This is a genomic window from Hoyosella levis (assembly GCF_026008515.1).
GTDB lineage: Bacteria > Actinomycetota > Actinomycetes > Mycobacteriales > Mycobacteriaceae > Lolliginicoccus > Lolliginicoccus levis.
Genome location: NZ_BQYM01000007.1, coordinates 204904 through 227138, shown reverse-complemented (window position 1 = coordinate 227138; position 22235 = coordinate 204904). Strand labels below are relative to the sequence as shown.

Genomic DNA, 22235 nt, shown 5'->3' with positions numbered 1-22235 from the left:
TTCGGCACAGGGCACATCCTTCCAGCAGTGCCTTGCGGCACCACAGATCAGATGTCACCTATCCGTGCAGCAGTCCCAAGTACTGGGGCCCGAGTGGCAGCAGGTCCAGGCCCGCTACCTCCACACCCTCGGCAATCTCACCCTCACCGGCTACAACTCCGAGTACAGCGACCGGCCATTCGCCGACAAGCGGGACATGGAAGGCGGGTTCAAGGACAGCCCGCTGCGATTGAACGCAGGCCTCGGCCAGATAGAAACCTGGAACGCCGACACCATCGAAGCCCGAGCCGCGCAGCTCGCCGCCAAGGCTGTGACCATCTGGCCCCGCCCCACGCTGAGCGCGCAGGAACTGACAGCATTCCGGGAGCCGCGGGAGGAAACCGGCTACACCGTCGAGGACCACCCCTATTTGCTTCCGCCGCAGCGCCGTGCGCTGTTCGAGAAGTTCCGGTCCCACGTACTAGGGCTTGATCCCGCCGTCACCGAGCACTTTCTCAAGCTCTACATCGCCTATAAGACCGAGACCAATTTCGTTGACATCGTGCCCCAGGTCAGCCGCATGCGCCTAACGTTGAACATGCCGTTCGAAGCCCTGCACGACGAGCGCGGCCTCGCGAAAGACATCACCGGCCTCGGCAAGTGGGGAAATGGAAACATCCAAGTCACCCTCGATGAGTCCTCTGACTTCACCTACATCATGGGCCTGGTGCGTCAAGCGTTTGAGTATCAGATGGGCGAGTGAGCATGGGCATTCTGCTGTTGACCGTCCAGGCGCAGTATCGGTGCGCAGGCGTCATCCACTCTCTGACGAGCACGTTAGCGTTTGCGGACGCCGCGCCCGCGAGGGGCGGGCCGAATGTCACGTTGAGCTAGCCATTGCGTAGGTCAAACGACCGCATGTTCGGCACCGAACACCCTTCACTCCGCCACCCGCTCAACGATGCAGTCGCTGGTCACGTCCCGATACGTATCGATCACCACATCCACCGGAATGTCGTGGGTGACGAAGTACTCGGTCAGGATGCGCGTCAACGCCGCATGCCCGATCGCCGGATCATCGGTGGGCTTGACCAGCGCGAGCGCATCCTCGTATGGGATCAGCCCATCCTCGTCGCGGAACGGATCCAGGATCGGCGAGTCAGGCAGCAGCGCGGCTGAGGTTTCCGGCCTTGCAGCCCTGTGGGCTTCATCGATCTCTGCGATCGCATACAGAAGGTAGTCATCGGTGAGCAGTTGCTCGCGGTCGCGGGTCTCCTGCATCGCCTCGTAGAACCCGTATTGCAGCGGCCTGTCGCGAAATCCTACTGAGGTCAGGTAGTGCGCCATGGTTTCATCGACCTTCGCGTAGCCGCGCGAGCCACCCTGCGGATGATTATTCCGCACGAGCGCTTCCTCGAGCGGCAATAGCTTTCCCGATTCGTCCAGGTAGCTGGCGAAGTCGCCATTAAACTGATCGAGCCCTTCCGTGTCCTCCAAATAACCAACGAGATTATGGGTCAATGCAGCAGAGGAAGAAATCAGCGAAAAACACTTGTGATCAAATATCGGCTCAGCTAGCTTCTGTTTCTCGGCGCAGCCGGTTACAAGCAGCAGACCGGCTAGACCTGCGCAAACTGCGCCAGGAAGCCGATCAGTAGTCCGGATTTTCATTGCGGAACCTTCAGATCTTCCTGTGATTTCCTGATCATGAGAATGAACTTGTCAATCTCGAATCCCTGCTGTTCGAGTCCGTGGTACACATCATCCTCGAACGCTACAGCGCGCGCGCTTTCGCTCGTCCGCGGGTTGTCGACCGATATGGCCTCGTCGTAGGGCAGGAACGCGCCATCGGCACCGCGGTACTGGTCGATGTATTCGTTGGCATCCAGCGCTCCTCGCGCATCGAGCGACACGATGAGATTGTAGTAGTGGCGCGCATCGACGTGCTTGGAGCGTGCTCCTGTATCCGCATCCATCGGCTCGATGTTGGGCACGCTGTGGCTGGAATAGCCCTCGGCCAGCAGGGCGGTAGCCCCGCCCATGGCAGGCCCGGCGTAGGGCAGGAACGACAATACCGAGCCCGTGATTGTGCCTGTTCGCTCGATAGCGGCGCGCTGCGCGTCCGAAGCTTCCTGCCGGTCGGCGTTGCGGTCATCAACCTCCCTCAGGTATCCCTCCACGACGTACTCTTGCAATAGGCCCACCGGGTGGCCGAGCGCGTTCAAGGGCTTGTCCTCGTAAAGCAGGCTGGCGACGTAGCGATCCTCGATCTCCTTGATGGCCGTGTAAACGCTGCCGTTCCAATCTTTGGCCACTTCTGGGTTGCTGTCGATGATGGAGAACAGGCGCATGGAGTCCTCTTCGACCATGTCCGAGAATCCCCGGGTGGTGAGCAATCCGGGTTCGATGAGTCCGATGTTGGCGATGTACGACGTCAATGCGTTCGCTATCGCGCGCGTCATGCTCGGGTCGTGCTGACCGAGGGGTTGCCCGTCGCGGTCGGGCAGGTTGAGGAATGCGTCGTGATTGTTGCCGTTGATTCCGGAGTCGTCGGAGGAGATGGCGCTCGCGAGGCCGAATGCTGCTTCCCCGGTTCGTTGCGCTGTGTCCAGGTTGGGTGATGTCGCGTCGTCCTGGATCCAGTCGATGAGTTTTTCTGCTGGCTCGCCGCCTTCGAGGAGGAGCCAGCCGACGGCGGTATCGCGTTCGTATCTAGGTAGTTCGCGCCCATCGCTGTAGATGCCGGTGAGGATCGCGGCGGAGGAATCCTCGTTGCGGGTGCCGATCTCGGTGAAGGTATTCGCTATCCCGTCGTATTCACCGCGCATGGGATAGGGGTTTGTCCTCGGTTCGCGGACATGATGCTCGGCCTCGTATCCGAGCGCGTGGAAATCCGCGGCCCGGTCAACAAGGTGCGCGCCGAGTTCCTCCCCCGGCCGATATGTGGCATCCGAGGTTTCGAGAAGTCCGGCAAAGTCCCGGAGCGCCGTCATTTCGCTTCCGCTGGGATAGCGGTCGGCATCGCGGTTCCAATGAATGAGCTCCTGCAGATCGTCCGGGAGTTGCTCGAATCCTCCCGGGCCGCGGACTTCACCGCCTGCGATTCCGGTGCCAATGTTCTCGTTCGACACTGCCAGGAGAGTATTCGCCAGCGCGGTCTGGTGCGCTGCGCTCTGCTCCGTTCCCTCATCAGCGTAGTGCCTGCTAAGCGCAAGGATTCCGTTCATGCCCGCGTGCTCGACGAAGTTCTTCATGAACATCAGTTGGTCAGGCGAAGCTGCGACAGGCTCGCCCGCGGCGAGAGCCTCCAGCTGCCGGGGCGTGAGACCCACCTCCTCGAGGTGCTCGCCGATGCTCTGAGCAAGCTCGATGGGGATGCGCCCATAGATGCTGTCGTAGGGGATGTTGGTGGTGATGGCCGCAGCGAGCGCATCGCCAAGCCTGGCACCGTCTCCTGGCTCATGTCCCGAGTTCTGCGGTATGGCACGCCCGAACTCGTCGATGAACGCGTCAAGCCGTGCCGCGAGAGCATGGTCCTGGGCAGTGAGATCACCGACGAGATGATTGATCCGGGTCTGCCAGGCGGTGACCACACCCTCGTCGACATCCGCGCGCGCCTGGACCTGCCAGGAATCAGTGACCGTCGCGGGCTGCGCGTCGATCTCGCGAACGAGATCCTGCAGGGCAGCGCATGTCGAACCGAGCGTGAAATGGGCACGCTTGATGTCGTCGGCGACGTCCTCGATCATCGTCGCGATCGTGCGGGTCTGCTGCCATTCGCTGCCCGCGCGCTCCCCCGCCGCGACGCTGGCATCCCCCACCCAGGCCTCGGTGAGCTGCGCGAACTCAGCATTCATGGTCTTGCCGCTGCTGAACAGCGCGCCACCGGCTGCGTCGATTGATTCGGCGTGGCGGGTGATCGAGTCCGTGCGCCACTGCATCACGGCGGTACGAGTGATCATGAGCCACCACCAAACGCGCCGAGATCCGCAGTGAACTGAGCCTCAGTAAGGTCGTAGTCCTCCGCCGTGCCGTGCGCCAGGTCGCCCAACGCGTTCGCCCTGTCCGCGACGACCTGGATCGCCTGGTCGATCAACGCCGCCGCATACGGCACGGACGCCGCGCTCGATGCCCCGGGCAGATCCGCCGCGAGAGCACCCAGCCCAGCCGCTGGGTCGAGACCCTCGACCGTGGTCGCATGGTCACGGAACCTGCCAGCAACCAGCCGCAGGAATTCCGGTTCGACGTGCAGCACGCCTGCACTGCCCTCAGCGGCAGCGGGGCGGCGCTCCTCCCCATGCAATGGCGCGGTCACAATAGATCCCCCCTTTTTGACACAAGAGATTGGACGCGCTCGCGCTGCGATTGGTTCCGTCGGACCTTGTGGCGTCTGTCACTGCTTGTCGGTGGTGACTGCTGCGGGTCTTTCGCCCTGTGGTCCCGCGGGCCTCGCGGCAAACGCCTATGAATCTCAACGATTTGCCCTGATCCCGAGCACTATTTGTTGCGTTTCATAGGCGTTTGCGGGCCTTTTGCCCGGGCTACTTCTCGAATATTTCGTCGGAACCGCTGATAATGCCTCGCGGCGTGCGTGGCAGGTCCCCGATCAGTGCACGGCCATTGCGCTTGGATGTCAGGTACGACGCCGGGGTGTGCCCCTGGCCCCCAGCGGCGCCTCCACCTGCCATCGGTGCCATCGGAGCCATGCCGCCCATCATCGAACGGGCATTTGTGCCTGGAGCGCTGGGTGCGGTGGTGGCGGTGCCGGTGGCTGGGGGGAGGGTTCCCCCGGGCAGCCTCGGCGCCCCGCCACTGCTGGCAGGTGGTCGTCCGCTGCCCGGAGCACTGCCGGGCGCGCTACCGCGCGGTGCCCCACCGGATGCCGCTCCACCTGCTATTGAGCCACCAGGTCCGTACATCCCGCCCGGGCCTGAGGCACCGGGTTGACCGCTGGGGCCCGCGAGACGAGCGCCGTCCGCTCCCGGACCACTGCCTGACCCTGCACCGATGCCTGGCCTCGGGGATGCGGGGGCCTCGCCACTAGCCGTGGCCAGGCCCGCGGGTTGTGTCCCGGCCGGAAGGGTGGTCGGCTCGCCGTGCTGGCCCGAATAGCTCGGCTCGGTGGCGTCCCGCCCTGCACTGGCAGCCAGGCTGCTGCCCGTATACGCGGCGGCCTGGCCTCTGCTGGACGCATCGCTTCCGGCCCCGCCAGGTCCCGGCTCCCCCGCGCTCGTTGCCGCAATGCCGCCTTCCGAGGGACCGCCCGACGCGATGCGCGCCGCGCTGCCGGTAGTGGGCACCTCTGCTGGAGGCAGCAGCGGCACCCGGTCCGCGGCATCGTGGACTACTGGGCGGTAGCGCAGCTCCATCGCATCCCGCGCCAGCTCCAGGGCCGCCTGATGCTCGGCGGCCAGCTGCGCCTGCGATGCTCCTGTCGGGTCCGCGACTTCGGCGGTGCTCATCACTGGTACATCCGGCACTGCCCGAGCCGCGTCCGACAATCCCTGAACCGCGGTGTCGAGCTTGCCGCCGATTTCAGTCGCCACCGCTCCCAGGGTGGCGAGGTTGACCAGGTGGTCCTCGATCGCGGTGATCATCCGATCGGCAAGCTCGCCGGACAGCCCGGCAGGCAGCACGCGCAGTCCCGCCGCGGCATCCTCGGCAGCGTCTGTGAGGCCCGTGGCAGCGAGCTTCCACGAGTCCGCGAAGTTCATCAGGCTGTCGAGGTCGGCGGCCAGCGCTGTGGCGGCCGCGGCGATCTCGGCATGCCCCATCGCCGCGAACGGCTCGGTGACCGCCACCGGCAAGGCGTGGTAGCCCGGCGAGCGCGGACTGAGGTTGAACACCGCCGCCGCAGCAGCTAGCAGGCTCTTGGCCAGCACCGCGCTGGTGCCGCCCTGCTTGGCAAGCGACTCGATCGGCCCGTTCGTGTCGGTGCTCGCAACGTCAGTGCTGGGCAGCAGGCTCTTGGCCAGCACCGCACCGGTGCCCCCCTGCTTGGCAAGCGACTCGAGGGCGGCGAGCGCCGCGGCGGCGTCGGCATCAGTGCCGCTCAGCTGGTCGCGCGCCGAGCCCAGGGTCTTCGCCATCGCCTCGGCGATGGCGATGTGGGAGGTGACGATGCCATCGAGGGAGGCCTCCCCGCCGTCCCACAGGGATCCGTAGGCTCCGGCCAGGGCCTGGCCCGAGGGCAGGGTGCCCAGCCGCAGGCTAGCCGAGGGAAAAGTGCGGATGCGGTTGCGCTGGACATCGGCAAGATCGGTGCCAAGCTGCTCGCAGGCGGCGATGGCGCGGTCGATCGAGGCCGGGTCGAGCTCGAGCAGGCCCCCGGCGGTGGTGATCGGTGAGGACATGGTGGTTCCCCTGGGGTCGTGGTGGTGTGGCTAGCGGGCGGGCAGATAGGGCTCGAGGATCGTGGTGTAGCGGATGACCTCCTCGTTGGCGTGCAACGACTTGTCCCCCCGCGATGCGAGGTTCAGGTTCACCCACACCGTGCCGTCGCCAGCGGGCAGGGCGATCTCCGCGCAAACCCGCGCCCCGCACGACTTGAGGTTGCTACGTATCCCGGCACGCCCGTTGATTACCACCTCGGTGATTTCCGAGGCGATAGGGCGCTCGCGCACCTCGTCGAGCGAGCGCATCTCCGAGGCGATCCAGATGCGATGGTCCTCGCCCCACCAGGCGCACTCGCGGTGATCATCCCAGTGCTCTCCGGAGATCTTGGCATTGCCATAGATGCTCATATACTGCGAGTCCCGCTCCACATCCACCGCTTCCAGCGCCTCGTCGGGGATGTCGGTGCAAGGGTCGAACAGCGCGGGCGGGCGCACGGGCCCGGTCGGGGTGGCAGCGATCGTCGTCGCCTCCCCCTCGAACTCGGTGGCGACAGGCAGGCCGCAGCCCGCCAGCACGAGCACTCCCGCCACAACCAAGCCCGCTCCCGCCACCACTCCCCGCATGCCTGTCCCCCTGCTTCTGATCAATCAATTCGTTGAAGAGTTGGACGCACTCATCACACCGATGGTTCCCCGCGCGATTGTGGGTTGCACCACAATGACAAGGTGATCTGCTAGCAGAAGTCACGCTTCCGGCCTCGTGTCGCGGCGTGCCTCGTGCCAATGACCAGCAGACTCCCAGGTAAGGAGCCGCGCGGCGCTTTAGCTCGTGGCTAGCGGGCAGGCAGATAGGGCTCGAGCAGGGTCGTGTAGCGGATGACCTCCTCGTTAGCATGCAGCGAACGGTCCCCGAGGGGCGACAACCTCAGGTTCACCCACACCGTGCCCTCCCCCGTGGGCAGCGCGATCTCCGCGCACAACCGCGCCCCGCACGAGTCGAGGTTGCTGCGGATCCCGGCACGACCATTGATCACCACGTCGGTGACGACCGAGGCGATGGGTCGTTGGCGCACCTCATCAAGCGAGCGCATCTCCGAGACAATGAAGATGCGATGATCCTCGCCCCGCCACGCGCACTCCCGGTGGTCATCCCAGTGCTCCCCCGACAGCTTCACCGTCCCGTACAGGCTCATGTACTGCGAGTCCCGCTCCACATCCACCGCTTCCAGCGCCTCGTCGGGGATATCGGTGCACGGATCGAACAGCGCGGGCGGGCGCTGCGGCGCGGTCGGGGTGGCAGCGATGGTCGTCGCCTCCCCGCCACCCTCGGTGGCAACAGGCAGGCCGCACCCCACCAGCAGCCCCGCAGCCAGAACCAACCCCGCCGCCGCTCCCCGCATGCCCATCCCCTTTGGTCGTCGCCAGCAATCGCCTTGGGAAGTAGGACGCAACCCGAGCGACGATGGTTCCATCACTCCACTGTGGACTGCGTCACAAATGAGGCGCCCGACCGGCTCCCCGCTCACCTGCCCCCAGCATCTGCTAGCTAATGTCACGCCAAACAGACCGTGTCGCGGCGTGTCGCGTGACATCAGCTAGCAAATTCGCGCACGGCACACCCCCACCCCATGACACCTGTCACGCCTCGCCCGTGCATTCCTCCCACTTTCTCGTGATGCGCTGCTCTACTGCGAAACCCGGCAACCGAAGACGATAAGTGTCATGAACAGTGAACTGGTTGTGGAGGTGGATTCGCTGGAGTGCCGGTATGGCGACTTCCTGGCGGTCCGCGGCGTTTCGTTCGGGGCGGTGCGCGGCGAGTGCTTCGCGCTGCTGGGCACGAATGGCGCGGGCAAGACGACCACTCTCGAGACGGTGCAGGGTTTCCGGCATCGGTCGGGTGGTTCTGTCCGGGTGTTCGGGCGCGATCCGCGGGAGCAGCCTGATGTGGTGCGGCGCGGGACTGGCGTGGTGCTGCAGCAGGGTGGTCACTTCGGCGAGATCTCGGTGCGGGAGACGGTGAACCTGCATGCTGGCTTGTCGTCGCGGCGCGATGATGCCGCACGGGTGCTCGAGCGCGTGGATCTCGCGCACAAGACGGGCACTGCGGTGCAGAGCTTGTCGGGTGGCGAGCGGCGTCGGCTGGATCTGGCGCTGGCGATGTGGGGCAGCCCGGAGCTGATCATCCTGGATGAGCCGACGACCGGCCTGGATCCGGAATCGCGCAAGCGAATGTGGCGGGTCATTGGTGATCTGAAGGCGGCGGGGTCGACGGTGCTGTTGACGACGCACTACCTGGAGGAGGCGGAGCAGCTCGCTGACCGGGTCGGCATCGTGCATGAGGGCGTGCTCGCCGTGGAGGGGACGCTGGAGGAGGTGCTGGCGAGCCGTCCGGCGCGCGTGGTGGCGGAGGTGGTTTCCGCGCCGCCCGGGTGGTGCCCGAGACCGCCTGCGGGCGTGTCGATCACGGTCGGTGATCAGCGCGGCAAGCCGACGGTGGTGGTGGAGGCAGCGGACCAGCAGCGGTCGATGCTGTGGCTGTTGCAGCAGGCCGACGAGGCGGGGGTGGAGCTCGGGATGATCCGCGCCAATCCCGCTTCGCTCGATGAGGTTTTCCATCAGATCGCAGGAGGTCAGGCATGAGCTCGCAAACAATAGCCCCACTGAGCCCGGCGAAGCGGGTTGCCCGGATGTCACTGTTCGAGGTCCGCTACACATTCAAGCAGCGGATGGTGCTGGCGATGCTGGCGTTCGGCCCGGTCATGGCGATCCTGCTGGCGACGGTCGTGGAGTCTGACGATCGCGCGGTGTGGGGCACGATGGTCGCGTCGACCACGCCGGTGCTGGTGACGATGTCGGTGGCCTCGGCGCTGGCGATCGTGATCGCGGTGCGCCGCGAGTCCCATGTGTTCAAGGCGTTGCGCACCACGGAGCTGTCGCCGGTGCAGATGGTGCTGGCTCTCGCCGCGCCGTACCTGGTGATCGGTATGGTCGTGGGCGCGCTCGTGCTGGGTGCCTTCACGCTGCTGGGCGCACCGGCGCCCGAGAGCTGGGCTCTGCTGCTGGCGGGCCTGGTGGGCGTAGTGATGCTGAGCATCATTGGTGGCATCGCGACGGGCGCGTTCTCCACGAGCGCTGCGTCGGTGCAGTTCACCACGATCCCGGTGCTGCTGGTGAGCGTGGCGTTCCCGACGCTCGCGTTGCAGCCGTTGATCGAGGCCGAGGCACGATCGTGGCTGCTGCTGGCACCGTTCTCTGGCGTCGCGGACCTGCTCGCCCGCGGCATGGGCGCGGATCTCGCCTCTGCTCCGGCCGCGCTGGGCATGCCGATCGTCCTGGTGGATGTGCTGTCCACCGTGGTGTGGATCGGTGCTGGCCTGTGGCTTGCACGGGCAACGTGGCGGTGGGAGCCGCGCGCGTAGGTCCTAGATCCAGCCGCGCTGGCGGGCGATGGTGCAGGCATCGAAACGGTTCCGTGCACCGAGCTTCGTCACCGCCGAGGAGAGGTAGTTGCGGGTGGTGCCCGCCGCGAGCGAGACGCGGCGGGCCACTTCCTCGATCGGGGCGCCGTCCGCCGCGGCGTCGAGCACATCGGCCTCACGCGGTGTCAGCGGGCTGTCACCGGCGCTGATGGCATCCGCGGCAAGGTCAGGGTCCACGTAGCGGCCACCATCGGCGACGCGGCGGATGACGTCGGCCAGGGTGGCTCCGGTGGCGGTCTTCGGGAGGAACCCCCGCGCCCCCACGGCGAGGGCCCGCTTGAGGTAGCCGGGGCGGGCGTGGCTGGTGACGATGATCGTCCGGCAGTCCGGTACTTCGCGCGTGAGCAGCTCGGCGAGCTCCACACCGTCGAGGCCTGGCATCTGCAGGTCCAGCACGGCGATATCGGGGCTCAGCGCACGGGCCTTCGCCAGCGCCTCGGTCCCGTCGGCGGCCTCGGCGATGATCTTGAGATCATCCTCGAGCGACAGCATCGCGGCCAGGGCACTGCGGATCAGGTTCTCGTCGTCGGCGAGCAGGACCTTGATCACGCGCTCGTTGCTGGTCATCGCGCCTCCCCCATCGAGCGGGAGCCGGGGAACCGGGCCGCGACTGTGAACTCGTTCTCGCTGCGCCGGATGGACAGTTCTCCACCCACGGTAGCCAGGCGCTCGCGCAGTCCCGTCAGCCCGACTCCCTCGGTGGCCCGCGACCCTGCGGCCGCGCCATCGTTGGTGATGGCCACGCCTTCCACCCCGATGACGATGCGGCAGCTACCGGCGTGCGAGTGCCGCAGGATGTTCGTCACTGCCTCGCGCACCACCCACGCCGCGGATTCCCGCACAAGGTCCGGAACATTTTGGGATCCGCCCTCGACGGTCGTTGTGATGCCGGCGGATTCGAGGAGCTCGCGAGCCCCCCGGACCTCCCTGTCCAGATCGATCGTCCGGTACCCGCGGACGAGCTCCCGCACGCTCCGCAGCGACTCGTGCGCGATGCCCTCCACCTCGCGCATCTGCGCCGCCGACGCTGGATCACCCCGATCCGCGAGTTTCGCCGCCAGCTCCGACTTGATGGCGATCGTCGATAGGGCGCGCCCCACCACGTCATGCACGTCCCGGGAGAACCGCAGCCGCTCCTCCGCCACCGACAGCGCCGCCTCCCGCGCGCGGGATTCCTCGAGCTGCCGCATCACATCGATCGGCCACAGCGTCGAATGCACCAGCAGCACCATCACCAGCGCCAGCACCGCTGCCGCGACCGCCAAACCAACCGTTCCCGCCACGACGAAGGCCGCGACCGCGCCCACCAGGCCCACCACAGCGGCCATGCGCTGCCGCAACAATGGCCCCAGCGCGATCGCCACGACGAAGATGCCGCTCCAGAAATGCGCGAGCACCCAGTCCTCATCGCCCTCGCCCACCACTGCCAGCACCGCGAAATGGACGGCCGCCACGAAAAGCAGCACCGTCGCCCACCGCCACGGCGCGCGCGTCACCGGCGAATCAGGGTGGATGCGCTGCTGCATCCCGCCGTGGAACACCACTGTTGCGAAGCCGAGCAGCACCACCATGACCAGCGCGGAGAGCAACCAATCCCGCCTCGGCGCGACGAACCAGGCCGTTCCCACCCACAGCAGCGGAAGCATCCAGAGCACCAGGTACCACGGCCACACCATGTAGACGGTGATGCGCTCCACCGGCGAGCGGGCACGCCACCAATCCGTGGCTTGGCTAGCAATATTCACGACGCCCAGTCTCGCACTCCGGGCGTCCGTCCCCTCGAAATCTGCTAGCTAATGTCACGCAGGCGGGCACGTGTCTCGGCGTGTCGAGTGACATCAGCTAGCTGATTCACCCAGAAGGGGCCACCCACAAACAGCGGGGCCGCAACGAGCCACCATGTTGCTAGCACCCGGCTAGCCGCAGTGGCGGGCAGGTGGGATAGCAGCATCGCGCGCCGCTGAACCAGCAATCCGCGAGCGCGACCGGAGCGCCCATGCCCCGCGCAAGGCGATCTCAGAGGATGTCACCGGCGCAGCTCACGCATCCGCACTGTCGCGCTGGAGCCGCCAACGACTGCAAGCCTTGCTAGACGGGCTTGAAGATTGCGAACGGGATCGCATGACCGAGCCGCCGATACCCCTCTGGGGTTGCGTCGCCTGAATGCCCGAGGAAGGCAGTGCTCCGCTTAGCAGCTGCTGGGTGGGCATGGGCATACCGGACCATGATCTCGCCGCCGGTCTCCTCGTCGGGAAATGTTGCCACCACGGGGAACTCCCGGTTGCCAACCTGAACCGTAGTGTCTGGCTGCTTCCTCAGATTGCGGTACCAATCAGTCTTCGGACCGAATCCAGCCGCGACGGTCCACGAGCCCTCGTCGGGATCGTGCGCCACGACCTCCACTACCGTTTCATGGAGCCGCCCGGACTTGCGCCCCGTGTGGCGCAGCAGGATGAACCGTTCCCCGAGGACAAAGCCGAGCCGGAGCTTGTACAGCATGATCGGCAGCCGGAACGCGAGCCTGCGCAAGCCCGTTGGTCGTGCTGGCAGCGACGGTTCCTGGGAATGCTGTGCTGTGCCCATATCGTCGACGCTACGCGATTCGCCTACTTGCATCGGTTGGCGGACTCGAACTCCGAGCGCCCGTCCCCGCAAAATCTGCTAGCTCATGTCACGCATGCGGGAGCGTGTCGCGGCGTGTCGAGTGACATCAGCTGGCAGATTCACCCAGAAGGCCCCGGAGCTCCCCACTAGCGCACAAAAACAGGCCAGGACCGCCCCGGTTCATCACCGGAACGGCCCTGGCCTGCGTTGACACTGGTGGAGCTAGGGGGAATCGAACCCCCGACCTTCTCGATGCGAACGAGACGCGCTACCAACTGCGCTATAGCCCCAGGTTGTGTCGTGTGGAACTTTAGCAGCCGTTGCGCCGGGTGTGGAAATCGACGCGCTGCACCTAGCGCCATGCCCCCAGCGCGGCACCCAGCGCCATACCCCCAGCGCCGCTCCCCGGCACCACGCCGCGCGCCGCTCCCCGCGACGGCAACACCACTCTCAGCGCACCCGCGCCCCAGCCGCCGCTCCCGACGCACCGACGGCAGCAAGCTGGAGGATCTCGGCCATCGCGTCATGGAGGTGGCGAGCGAGGGTGTCGATGTCGGGGATGAGGTCGGGGCAGGTGACGAGCCCGAAGTCGATGTTGCCGTTGTAGGACATGACGGTGATGTTGAGCCCGCCCGTGAAGTCGGAGATGACGGAGACGGGGTAGTTGTGCAGCACCTTGGCCCCGGCGACGTAGAGCGGCATCTGCGGACCGGGCACATTGGAGATGAGCAGGTTGAACGGGGGCGCGGCGACGCCAGCGGTGGCGAAGACGGCGCGGGAAGCGACGCCGTGGAGGAACTGCGGGAGCGCCTCGGTCGCATGGTGCAGGAGGGTGGCGGGCGCGTCGGCGAATCGTTGCTTGGCGGCCGCGATGCCGTGGGTGAGGTGGGTGATGCGCTGGGCCGCGTCGGGCTCATGGGTGGGCAGGATCGTGGGCATGAAACCGATCTGGTTGCCGGCGGTGCCGTGTTGCTCGGCGGTGCGGACGGAGACAGGCATGGAGGCGACGATCGGCTTGGCGGGCAGCGCATCGTTGTCGCTGAGCCACCGGCGGATGGCGGTGGTGCACAGTGCCATGACGATGTCGTTGACGGTGCATCCCCAGGCGTTCTTGGCGGTCTTGATGTCGGCGAGTGGAATGCTGGTGGTGGCAATGCTGCGGCGCGCGGTGATGCGCCGGTTGAACGGCGTCATGGGCGGGGCACCGGGCCGCTCGGGCTGCGCGCCCGTGGTGCTGCGGCTGGCTGCCCGCGCGACTCGATCAGCACCGGGCAGTGCCATGATGCCGGGCACGTCGGCGATATGGGGCGCGATGGTGCGGGCGGCGCGGGCGAGGCGGGCGGGCTTGGTGGCGGCGCGGCGGGCGGTGTGGCCGAGCAGCCGGAGAGCGCGGGGCGCGAGGTACTCGGGCCCGTGGGTTGTGCTCGGTGGCACGGCGAAAGGCTCAGGAGTGAGGTCCATGACCGCGGCCATGACCTCGGCGCCCGATACTCCGTCGATGACGGCGTGGTGCACCTTTGTATAGAGGGCCTGGCGCCCGCCGTCGAGGCCGGTGATCAGATAGGCCTCCCACAGCGGCTTGCTGCGGTCGAGGTGCGTGGCGTCGAGGCGGGAGACCAGCTCGCGCAGTGCCGCATCGCTCGTGCAACCGTCGCCTTCGTGGCGCAGGTCGATGGCGCGCACGTGGTAGTGCAGGTCCACGGGCTGCTGATCGTCCCAGTAGGGCAGGTCGATGCCGAGGGGCACGGTGCGCAGAGTCCAGCGCAGGGGTGGCACGAGGTGGAGACGGCTGGCGATGACGTCGCGGAGCGCGGGCGCGGTCAGAAGCCCGCCGGGCAGCTCGCTGGGGTCGAGGATGGTCAGGCCGCCGACGTGGATGACGGTAGTGGGCGTCTCGGCGTTGAGGAACTGGACGTCGAGGCTGGAGAGCTGGCGGACCCGCGGCGTGGCGAGCGTGGTGGCAGGCGGCATCTCCACCTCTGGCGCTTCTGCCTCCACGGGCGCAACGCGGGTAGCCTCCGTCTTGCGAGCCGTCTCCGGTACGGGCGCGACGAGCTCGAGCAGCGCTTCGACGCGGGCAAGCTCGCCATCGACGTAGGGTGCCCAGGCTCGGGTGTATCGCGCTGTGCTTCCTCCCGTCGCGATGGTGGCGATGTGGCCCGTGGCGTCGAGCATGGCCTGTTCGGGAGCCTGCGCGGTGCGGTCGACGGGCTGCATCGAGTCAGCGCCGAGCAATCGCCGGGTCGCCTCGGGAATGGTGATCTTTCCAGAAAACGCAGCGCGAGCGAGGCGCAGCAAGGTGGTCTCGGGGTCGACGAGGTCATTGACGCTGCCCGCAGTGAGCCCGCAGCACGTCACGGAATCCGATTCCACGAGTTCGCGCAGGTGATCCGCGGTCATGCTGGCAGGGGCGCGAAGGACGAAGTCGTCGACGACGTTTGCCTCGGAGGTGTCACTGCCCGATATGGGCAGGACGGTCACCGCCAGCAGGTTGCACTCGTGCGCGGAGAGGCGCGCGGTGAGGGCCGAGAGGGTTCCTGGCCGGTCCACGAGTTGCACGCGCACGCGCCAGATCTGTCCAGTGTCACTGATGCGTTCCCATTCCATGCACTCCAGTGTTCGCGTGCCGTGTTTCCGGCATATCGCTGAACGGTGACCGGCCCGTAATGCTTGTGTGTCGCATCACGCTGCTGGAGAAACATTGGCCTGGATCACAACCGTGCCAGGGGCAAGTGCAGGCTAGCGCGCCTGGCCGGGGTGGTACTGGTAGCCGGGCTCGTCATAGTCCCCGACGGGATCGAACTCGGGGTCCTCGTCGTCGAAGGCGACATACTCGGCGTCGCGGGGGTCCAGGCCATTGGGATCGCCCCCGGCAGCGCGCGGGTCACGCAGGGAACGCTCGCCACGCAGTCGGGCCATGCGGCGCTCGCGGATATCCTGCTCGATGCGAACCTGGGTGCGCAGGTACATCAGGTAGCCGCCGAGGGCGATGATGCTGGCGATAGTCAAGTACCAGGCCGCCGACACAACGATGAGGGCGATAACGGCGGACAGCACCACAGTCGCGGCCAGCCCAACGACGATGCGCTGGCGCAACCGGTACCGCGCGGCGCTCGCTAGCGCATCGGCCTCCGGGTCGAAGCCGCCGCGGCCGCGACGGCGCGCTAGCTCCTCCTCGGACGGCCCGGCCGCTGCCCCGCCGTGACTGCTCGTATCGCGCATTGCCATCCGATCCTCCCCGGGATTGGTGTTCAGCTCGATGTGTGCCTGCATGGCGCCACTCGTGATGGGCGCGGCCGCGGCAGCACTTTCGGTGCGTGGTCGTGCCCCGCCATAATGCAGGACCCTGGTGGCGAAGGCACGGTCGCCCGCCCGGAAGACAGGTTCGCGCGTGTTCACCATCATGGGAACGAGCACGAACAGCGAGAGTGCCACGAGTCCCAACCAGAGGAACGAATTCGGCATGAGCACGGGCTCCCTTCTTGCTGCCAAGCTCAGGACGTTCGCGTCAACAGTGCTTGACGCCTCGAGGACAGGCTAGGTGGGATCACCGTTGGGTAACGCGCGACGCGCCGAGCGGGGATTCTAAGAGTTCACCATGATGCCTTGCCCATGCGGACGATGCGCGAGGCAGCACTGTCGGGCAGTTCATCGGCGAGAAGCGCCACGAGGGTGTGGTCCCGCCAGTCACCATCGACGTGCAGGTACCGGCGCAGCAGTCCTTCCTCCCGGAAGCCCACGTTGCGCAGGACGGTGCGGCTGGCATGGTTCTCGGGCCGCACCGTCGCCTCGAGGCGATGCAGGTGGCTGGCTGTGAAGCTGTGGTCCACGCCGAGCGCGAGCGCGGCGGTAGCGATGCCCTGCCCCGCCATCGAGCGCGCGACCCAGTAGCCGATCCAGGCCGAGCTCAACGGCCCCCGAACGATATTGCCAACGGTGAGCTGGCCAGCGAACTCGCCGTTGACCTCGATGGCGAACGGCATCATCGTGCCCTTGCGCGCGGCCGCCCGCAGGGTCATGCAGACCGCGGGCCAGTTGCCTGCCCGGTGGCGCGGGATCCAGCCGCCCTCGCCGGTAGGTTCCCACGGCCGGAGATAGTTCTCGTCGTCGAGGCGATGCCGGCTCCAGTGCGATGCGTCCCGGAGCCGAACAGGCCGCAGGAGGATCGTGCCCGCGGCCGTGGTGATGGGGCCGACAACAGCCGGCCAGCCCGGTTGCGTCACCCGCGCTGCGCCAGGAACGCCACGTGCACGATCTCCCCCGCCCCGACGTGAGTGGTGCCCGGGTCGAGCTCGATGAGGCAGTTCGCGTCCGCTAGGTGCACGAGCCGGTTCGCGCCGTCGACCGCGCCGAGGGCGCGCACGTGGTACTTGCCGCCGCTATCCCGCATGAGGTTGCCGCGCACGTAGCCGATCACGCCAGGCTCGGACGTGAAGTCATTGACCGTGCGCGCCTTCACGCGGCGGCGGTAGGGGTCGGGGCGGCCAAGCATGCCGCGCACGAGGGGCCGCACCATGATCTCGAAGACGACGAGCACGCTGGTGGGCAGCTCGGACAGCAGGAAGGTGGGCACCTTGCGGTCGCCGAGCATCCCGAAGCCCTGGACGCCGCCGGGGTGCATCGCTACGCGGCTGATCTCGATATTGCCGAAATCGAGGAGCGCCTCCTGCACGGTGTCGGAGGCTCGGCCGCCCACTCCCCCGGTGATGACGAGTATGTCTGATTGCGGCAGGTGCTCGGCGATGGCTGAGCGCACCGCGTCCGCGTAGGGATCAATGATGCCGACACGGTTGGCGATGGCACCGGCCTCGGTGGCGGCGGCGGCGAGCGCGTAGCTGTTGACGTCGTACACCTGGCCCGTGTCCGGGGTGAACGCGATGTCCACCAGCTCTGGGCCCACCGCGATGATGGTAATGCGGGGCCGGGACCTGACGAGGACGTCGGTGCGCCCGACGGAGGCGAGCAGCGCCACATGCGCGGCAGAGATCAAGGTGCCCTCGGTGACCGCCACATCGCCCACGCGCACGTCATCACCGGCTTCCCGGATGTTGGTGCCTGGCTTGATGGGGCTATAGATCGCGACCTTCGTGCGGTCGCCATCGGTGCCGTCGAGCGGCACGACGGCGTCAGCGAGCGCGGGCAGTGGCGCCCCGGCCTCGACCCGGACCGCCTGCTGGGGCTGGAGCCGCGGGATCTGCCTGGCTCCGGCCCGGATCTCGCCGACCACGGGCAGCGCGAGATCCGCTGGCTGGCCGAACTGTCCCTTGTGGTCCGGGCCAGCTTCGGCGATGTCGATGCTGCGTACCGCGTAGCCGTCGACGGCGGATTGATCGAACCCAGGCAGGGGCCTGCGGGCTGTCACTTCCTCCGCGCACACGAGCCCGCGCGCGTCGGCGATGCTGACTCGCTGTGGCTCCAGCTCCACGGCCGCCTCCGCGATACGAGCGTGCTGCTCCTCGACCGTGCGCATGGACCCCTTCCTTCCGGTCAGTCCCCTTCCGGGCCTGGGTCCTCGTCCGAAGTGGGAACGAGGCCCGGCAGGGAGGGGAGGCCAAGCCTCTCGGTCAGCCATTGCGTCAACGGCGGACCATACTCTTCGTCGTCGAGAGCAAAGTCAACCGCAGCCTTGATGAAGCCGCCGGGATTTCCGAGATCGTGTCGGCTTCCCGTGTGAACATACACGTGCACGGGGTGCCCTTCCTCGATGAGCATCTCGATGGCGTCGGTCAGCTGCAGCTCGCCCCCCGCCCCAGGGTTGATGCGGCGCAGCGCGTCGAAGATGGCCCGGTCGAGCACGTAGCGGCCCGCCGCGGCGAGGTTCGAGGGCGCGTCCTCGCGGGCGGGCTTCTCGACCATCGCGGTGACCTTGAGGACGGTGTCGGCCTCGTCGTCGTTGCCGGTGGGAACGACGTCGAAGATGCCATAGGAGCTGACTTCCTTGGCCTCGACCTCGATGGCGCAGATGACGCTGCCACCATGCCGGGCGCGCACCGCGGCCATCTTGCTGAGCACGCCGGTGGGCAGCACGAGATCATCGGGCAGGAGGATGGCGATGTCATCCTCGTCGTCGTCGAGGACAGCCTCGGCGCAGGCGATGGCGTGACCGAGGCCGAGGGGCTTCTCCTGGACGACGGCTTGCACATCGAGCAGTGCGGGGGCCCGGCGGACCTTGTCGAGCAGCGCGTGCTTGCCCCGGGCCTCGAGGGTGCCCTCGAGCACGTCGTGCTTGATGAAGTGGGCCATCACGCCCTGCTTGCCCTCGGAGGTGATGATGACGAGTCGCTCCGCGCCGGCCTCGGCAGCCTCGCTCGCCACGATCTCGATCGCAGGCGTGTCCACGAGCGGAAGGAGTTCCTTGGGAACCGTCTTGGTCACGGGCAGGAAGCGCGTCCCGAGCCCCGCCGCGGGAACGATCGCTGTGCGAAACGGCTTCGCGGGACCCGCACCGACGTCACTCATCTTCCACCTCATTGTTCTGCTCGCGTATAAGCCTGTTCGTGCTGCACACTGCCATGTCGTCACGTGCCTGTCGTCATGCCTATTGTGGAACTGGCAGAGATGCCGCGCATGGGAAAACGCCGGCCCGCTAGAAGTGTGCGAGATGAATACCGAGGTTATCCATGCTTGGTGATGCTACTAACACCGATCATCCGGGGTTCCGCCCTGATCCGCGCAAGCAACACGGCAAGTCCGCGTGGCGTACGTTTTTCGTTCACGAGCGCGCAACCCTGCCCCGGTCCGTGCATGCCAACGAGGCGGATCAACTCGCGGTGCACGCCGTAGCGGTGGCCCGGTCTCTTGCTCCGGGAAGCGAGATCGCCGCGTATGCCCCCTCGGGAACGGAGCCGGGCTCGGTCCTGATTCTCGAGGCCCTGGCCGGGGCCGGGTTCGAGGTGATCCTGCCGGTGATGCGGCCGGGCAAGGCTCTCGATTGGTCCCGGTTCAGCGGCGCGGCGGGATTCCGGGAAGCGCGGTACGGGATCCTGGAGCCCGACGGCCCATTGCTCGGGCCGCGCGCGGTGCAGGAGTGCGGCGTGGTCCTGGTTCCAGCGCTAGCGGTCGATCGCATGGGCACGCGGCTGGGCCGGGGCTCTGGATTCTACGACCGAGCGCTGGGGGCGCTCGCGCGGCGGCCACCGCTGGTAGCAGTGGTTCGCGACAAGGAGCTGGTGGCGAGCTTGCCCGCCGATCCGCACGATGTGCGCATGGATGGAGTGATCACGCCCGGGGGCGGGCATATACGGCTGCCCGTGGGCGTTGAGGGCACTGGAGGAAGGTGATCGCCGCAACGGCTAGCGCGGCCCACTACCACTCCTAGCACTCCGCGCGATAGAGTGCTAACAGCTGATCCTGTCCTCATGGAGGTCCCCGATGCCCACCTACTCCTACGCCTGCACAGCGTGCGATCACCAGTTCGACATCGTCCAGTCGTTCACCGATGACGCGCTGACCGAGTGCGACCGCTGCGATGGCAAGCTCCGCAAGCTGTTCAACTCAGTGGGCATCGTGTTCAAGGGCAGCGGCTTCTACCGCACCGATAGCCGCAGCTCCGCGAGCTCGGCAAACGCATCCGCTTCCTCGAATAGCAGCTCGTCGACGAGTTCCACGAAGAGCAGCAGCACAGAGGGTAGCTCCGGCTCCTAGCACGATCACCTGCCCGGCCGCGGCTCTCCCGCAGCGATCCTGTGGATGAACCCCGGGTTGTCCACAACCCCGCGCGCATGGGTCCAGCAGGCCTGTCACGCTCCCTAGACTGCGATCAACCTCGCGCAGCATGCCCAGCATCTCGCTCGGGGAACGCCATGCCAGCCCGCAGCCCCAGGAGATCGCGTGCCCCCGGTAGATCATGCGCCCGCGCAGCCCCGCAGGCAGCGCCCGCGGTCCCCTGACAGGATCGACGACCTCTCCCCCAGCCTGCTCGACAAGATCACTAGCCGCTGCGCCATCGCGCCCCACCAGCTGCACCGCGCCCGCCAGGCCATCGCTCTCTTGCTGCTCGCGCTCGCGCTCCTCATGTTTCTCCAGCGCGGGCCCGATCACACCAAGGCGACGATCGCCCTCCGCGCCATTGCTGCTGGCGAGGAATTCACCACCGCCAACGTGGCCGTGCATGCCGTGGAAGCGACAAGCCTGGCGCCTTCCGCGCTCATAACGAAGGACCAGGCCATCGGATCACGCGCCGCTACGCCGATCCGCGCGGGCGAGATCATCACCGACGCGCGGCTGCTGACACCGAGGATCGTCGACGAGACCAGCCACGCGTCCGGTGCGCGCGCGGTCCCCGTCAGGCTCTCCGACCCTGCCGTCACCAGCCTCCTGCAGCCGGGCGACCGGGTCGATGTCGTTGCCGTGCCACCAGGTTCGGAGCTGCCCGCGAGCGTGCTCGCCAAGGATGTCGCGGTCCTGTTCACCAGCACCGCTGGCGAGACGAGCGGGGCGCTCGCGGTGCTCGCGCTCGGCCCCGCCGAGGCTGTAGCCGTGGCCGCTCATGCCGCGCAGGGAATCGTGACGGTGACGCTTCGGTGAGCCAGCGCCGCGTTGGCGGATCATGGCGGGCGCCGTGGCGCTAGTATCCATTCCAGCCGAGTAATTTCTGGCCATCCACTGCACACACCTGGAGTCCCCATGCTTAAAGGTTTCCGCGATTTCCTGATGCGGGGCAACGTGCTTGACCTCGCTGTCGCGGTCGTCATCGGTACCGCGTTCACCGCTATCGTCACGGCGTTCACCGAGAACATCATCAATCCACTCATCGCTGCCGTTGGCGCGGACACGGATGTCAATGGTCTCGGGTTCTTCATCCGCCCCGGGATCGATGCCACGTTCATCGACGTGGGTTCGGTGATCACGTCGGTCATCAACTTCGTGATCCTTGCAGCAGTGGTCTACTTCGTGCTGATCGTGCCGTTCACGCACGCCAAGAAGCGGCTCATCAAGGAGCAGGTCGCGGACGAGGAAGCTGGTATCACCGATATCCAGCTGCTCAGCGAGATCCGCGACCTCCTGCAGGCCCAGACCTCGCAGGACCAGACTCCGCGCTCCTGATCCCACCCCGCATGCGGCACAGGTCCCGCCCTTCGAGGTCATCGAGGGCGGGACCTGTTTGCGTGGGCCTTTACCAGCTCAGTGATGCGGTGGCTTGTTCTCCCGCAACCACTGCTCGAGCTGGGAGTCCTCTGCCCCGGAGCGTGCGCCGGTCGAGGGTCGCTCCTCCGGCAGGACATCCCCGAACACCGCATCGAGCCTCGCCCGCTGCCGGGCACGCTCGCGCGGATCCTCGGGAATGCTCACCGGTACACGACCTCGCCGTCGAAATCCGATTGCTCGGCAAGCACGTGCGACACCAGCGGTCCGATAGTCGCCATGGAATCGCGCACCGCCGCTCGCGAGGACGCGAAGTTCACCACCACGGTGCTGCCCGAGACCCCGGCACGCCCTCGCGACAGGGCCGCGTCCTGGACGCTGTCCGCTCGCCCCGATGCCCGCAATGCCTCGGCGATGCCTGGTATCTCCCGGTCCAGGACGCCTGCGGTGGCCTCGGGAGTGACATCCCGCGCCGTGCTGCCCGTGCCACCGATCGAGATGACCAGGTCGATCCCGCCGATCACTGCGGTATTCAGTGCATTGCGAATCTGCACCTCATCTGGCTGCACCGCGACGATCGCGTCGACGTGGAAACCGCTCTCGGTGAGCAGCTCCCGCACTAGCGGGCCAATAGATTCAGGCGGTTCACCCGATGTGTGCCCGTCATCGACAATGACCACGAGCGCCCGCCCCTGCGGCGATGTCTGCATCTCCATACCTCTTACCGTAATGCCCGTGACCATTGCCACGG

General features: G+C 66.9%; 23 protein-coding genes and 1 tRNA gene. 7 read left to right on the top strand and 17 right to left on the bottom strand.

Translation table 11 applies throughout. From position 1 onward, the window contains the following. Positions 1 to 742 (top strand): GmrSD restriction endonuclease domain-containing protein (locus tag QC765_RS09775; RefSeq protein WP_278314241.1); only part of this gene is annotated, 742 nt, incomplete at its 5' end. A gap of 176 nt (positions 743 to 918) precedes the next feature. Here QC765_RS09775 and QC765_RS09770 read toward each other — a convergent pair. The 6 genes from QC765_RS09770 to QC765_RS09745 form a co-directional block, all read right to left on the bottom strand. Continuing rightward, entirely contained in the window at positions 919 to 1650 is a 732-nt protein-coding gene (locus QC765_RS09770; protein WP_278314240.1) for a hypothetical protein, read from the bottom strand. Next, on the bottom strand, positions 1647 to 3941 hold the full coding sequence (locus QC765_RS09765) for a TPR repeat domain-containing protein (RefSeq protein WP_278314239.1): 2295 nt from the start codon (positions 3939 to 3941) through the stop codon (positions 1647 to 1649). Before QC765_RS09765 ends, QC765_RS09770 begins: the two co-directional genes overlap by 4 nt. After that, entirely contained in the window at positions 3938 to 4294 is a 357-nt protein-coding gene (locus QC765_RS09760; protein ID WP_278314238.1) for a hypothetical protein, read from the bottom strand. Before QC765_RS09760 ends, QC765_RS09765 begins: the two co-directional genes overlap by 4 nt. Positions 4295 to 4520: 226 nt before the next feature. After that, the gene (locus QC765_RS09755) at positions 4521 to 6332 is read right to left on the bottom strand and encodes a hypothetical protein (RefSeq protein WP_278314237.1); all 1812 of its coding nucleotides are present in this window, start codon (positions 6330 to 6332) and stop codon (positions 4521 to 4523) included. 30 nt (positions 6333 to 6362) lie between these two features. Beyond that, positions 6363 to 6938: a DUF3558 family protein gene (locus QC765_RS09750; RefSeq protein ID WP_278314236.1), complete on the bottom strand. Its 576-nt coding sequence runs from the start codon at positions 6936 to 6938 to the stop codon at positions 6363 to 6365. Positions 6939 to 7147: 209 nt separating this feature from the next. After that, positions 7148 to 7714 (bottom strand): DUF3558 family protein, encoded by a 567-nt coding sequence (locus QC765_RS09745; RefSeq protein WP_278314235.1) that lies wholly within the window; start codon positions 7712 to 7714, stop codon positions 7148 to 7150. 322 nt (positions 7715 to 8036) lie between these two features. Here QC765_RS09745 and QC765_RS09740 point away from each other — a divergent pair, with 322 nt between their 5' ends. Continuing rightward, entirely contained in the window at positions 8037 to 8957 is a 921-nt protein-coding gene (locus QC765_RS09740; protein ID WP_278314234.1) for an ABC transporter ATP-binding protein, read from the top strand. Then, positions 8954 to 9736, top strand: a complete 783-nt coding sequence (locus tag QC765_RS09735; RefSeq protein WP_278314233.1) for an ABC transporter permease — start codon at positions 8954 to 8956, stop codon at positions 9734 to 9736. Before QC765_RS09740 ends, QC765_RS09735 begins: the two co-directional genes overlap by 4 nt. Positions 9737 to 9739: 3 nt before the next feature. On the opposite strand, the gene QC765_RS09730 is transcribed toward QC765_RS09735, so the two are convergent. The 9 genes from QC765_RS09730 to QC765_RS09690 all read right to left on the bottom strand — a co-directional run bounded on the left by QC765_RS09730 (position 9740) and on the right by QC765_RS09690 (position 18859). Beyond that, positions 9740 to 10363 (bottom strand): response regulator transcription factor, encoded by a 624-nt coding sequence (locus QC765_RS09730; RefSeq protein WP_278314232.1) that lies wholly within the window; start codon positions 10361 to 10363, stop codon positions 9740 to 9742. Continuing rightward, a complete protein-coding gene (locus QC765_RS16495) occupies positions 10360 to 11541 on the bottom strand; it encodes a sensor histidine kinase (protein WP_373876721.1) in 1182 nt (393 codons plus the stop codon). The genes QC765_RS09730 and QC765_RS16495 overlap by 4 nt, the downstream gene beginning before the upstream one ends. A gap of 343 nt (positions 11542 to 11884) precedes the next feature. Further along, positions 11885 to 12379, bottom strand: coding sequence for a nitroreductase family deazaflavin-dependent oxidoreductase (locus tag QC765_RS09720; protein ID WP_278314231.1), 495 nt, complete (start codon positions 12377 to 12379; stop codon positions 11885 to 11887). A gap of 235 nt (positions 12380 to 12614) precedes the next feature. Further along, positions 12615 to 12690, bottom strand: a tRNA-Ala gene (locus tag QC765_RS09715). Positions 12691 to 12850: 160 nt separating this feature from the next. Then, positions 12851 to 15007, bottom strand: coding sequence for a wax ester/triacylglycerol synthase family O-acyltransferase (locus QC765_RS09710; protein WP_278314230.1), 2157 nt, complete (start codon positions 15005 to 15007; stop codon positions 12851 to 12853). 132 nt (positions 15008 to 15139) lie between these two features. Continuing rightward, positions 15140 to 15865: a SepX/GlpR family protein gene (locus QC765_RS09705; RefSeq protein ID WP_278314229.1), complete on the bottom strand. Its 726-nt coding sequence runs from the start codon at positions 15863 to 15865 to the stop codon at positions 15140 to 15142. Between the two features lie 128 nt (positions 15866 to 15993). Beyond that, entirely contained in the window at positions 15994 to 16623 is a 630-nt protein-coding gene (locus tag QC765_RS09700; protein WP_278314228.1) for a GNAT family N-acetyltransferase, read from the bottom strand. Beyond that, entirely contained in the window at positions 16620 to 17870 is a 1251-nt protein-coding gene (gene glp / locus QC765_RS09695) for a molybdotransferase-like divisome protein Glp (RefSeq protein ID WP_278314227.1), read from the bottom strand. Before glp ends, QC765_RS09700 begins: the two co-directional genes overlap by 4 nt. Positions 17871 to 17887: 17 nt before the next feature. Beyond that, positions 17888 to 18859 (bottom strand): UTP--glucose-1-phosphate uridylyltransferase, encoded by a 972-nt coding sequence (locus QC765_RS09690; protein ID WP_278314226.1) that lies wholly within the window; start codon positions 18857 to 18859, stop codon positions 17888 to 17890. A gap of 161 nt (positions 18860 to 19020) precedes the next feature. Between QC765_RS09690 and QC765_RS09685 the strand changes: the two genes are divergently transcribed. From QC765_RS09685 to mscL, 4 genes are all read left to right on the top strand, one after another. After that, a complete protein-coding gene (locus tag QC765_RS09685; protein ID WP_278314225.1) occupies positions 19021 to 19680 on the top strand; it encodes a 5-formyltetrahydrofolate cyclo-ligase in 660 nt (219 codons plus the stop codon). 91 nt (positions 19681 to 19771) lie between these two features. Beyond that, a complete protein-coding gene (locus tag QC765_RS09680; RefSeq protein ID WP_278314224.1) occupies positions 19772 to 20044 on the top strand; it encodes an FmdB family zinc ribbon protein in 273 nt (90 codons plus the stop codon). A 186-nt stretch (positions 20045 to 20230) separates the two neighbouring features. Then, positions 20231 to 20926, top strand: coding sequence for an SAF domain-containing protein (locus QC765_RS09675; RefSeq protein ID WP_278314223.1), 696 nt, complete (start codon positions 20231 to 20233; stop codon positions 20924 to 20926). A 99-nt stretch (positions 20927 to 21025) separates the two neighbouring features. Next, entirely contained in the window at positions 21026 to 21445 is a 420-nt protein-coding gene (mscL, locus tag QC765_RS09670) for a large conductance mechanosensitive channel protein MscL (RefSeq protein WP_278314222.1), read from the top strand. A 78-nt stretch (positions 21446 to 21523) separates the two neighbouring features. Here mscL and QC765_RS09665 read toward each other — a convergent pair whose 3' ends face one another. Together QC765_RS09665 and QC765_RS09660 are read right to left on the bottom strand one after the other, a co-directional pair. Continuing rightward, the gene (locus QC765_RS09665) at positions 21524 to 21691 is read right to left on the bottom strand and encodes a hypothetical protein (protein ID WP_278314221.1); all 168 of its coding nucleotides are present in this window, start codon (positions 21689 to 21691) and stop codon (positions 21524 to 21526) included. Further along, positions 21688 to 22200, bottom strand: coding sequence for a MogA/MoaB family molybdenum cofactor biosynthesis protein (locus QC765_RS09660; RefSeq protein ID WP_278314220.1), 513 nt, complete (start codon positions 22198 to 22200; stop codon positions 21688 to 21690). The genes QC765_RS09665 and QC765_RS09660 overlap by 4 nt, the downstream gene beginning before the upstream one ends. Between the last annotated feature and the right edge of the window lie 35 nt (positions 22201 to 22235).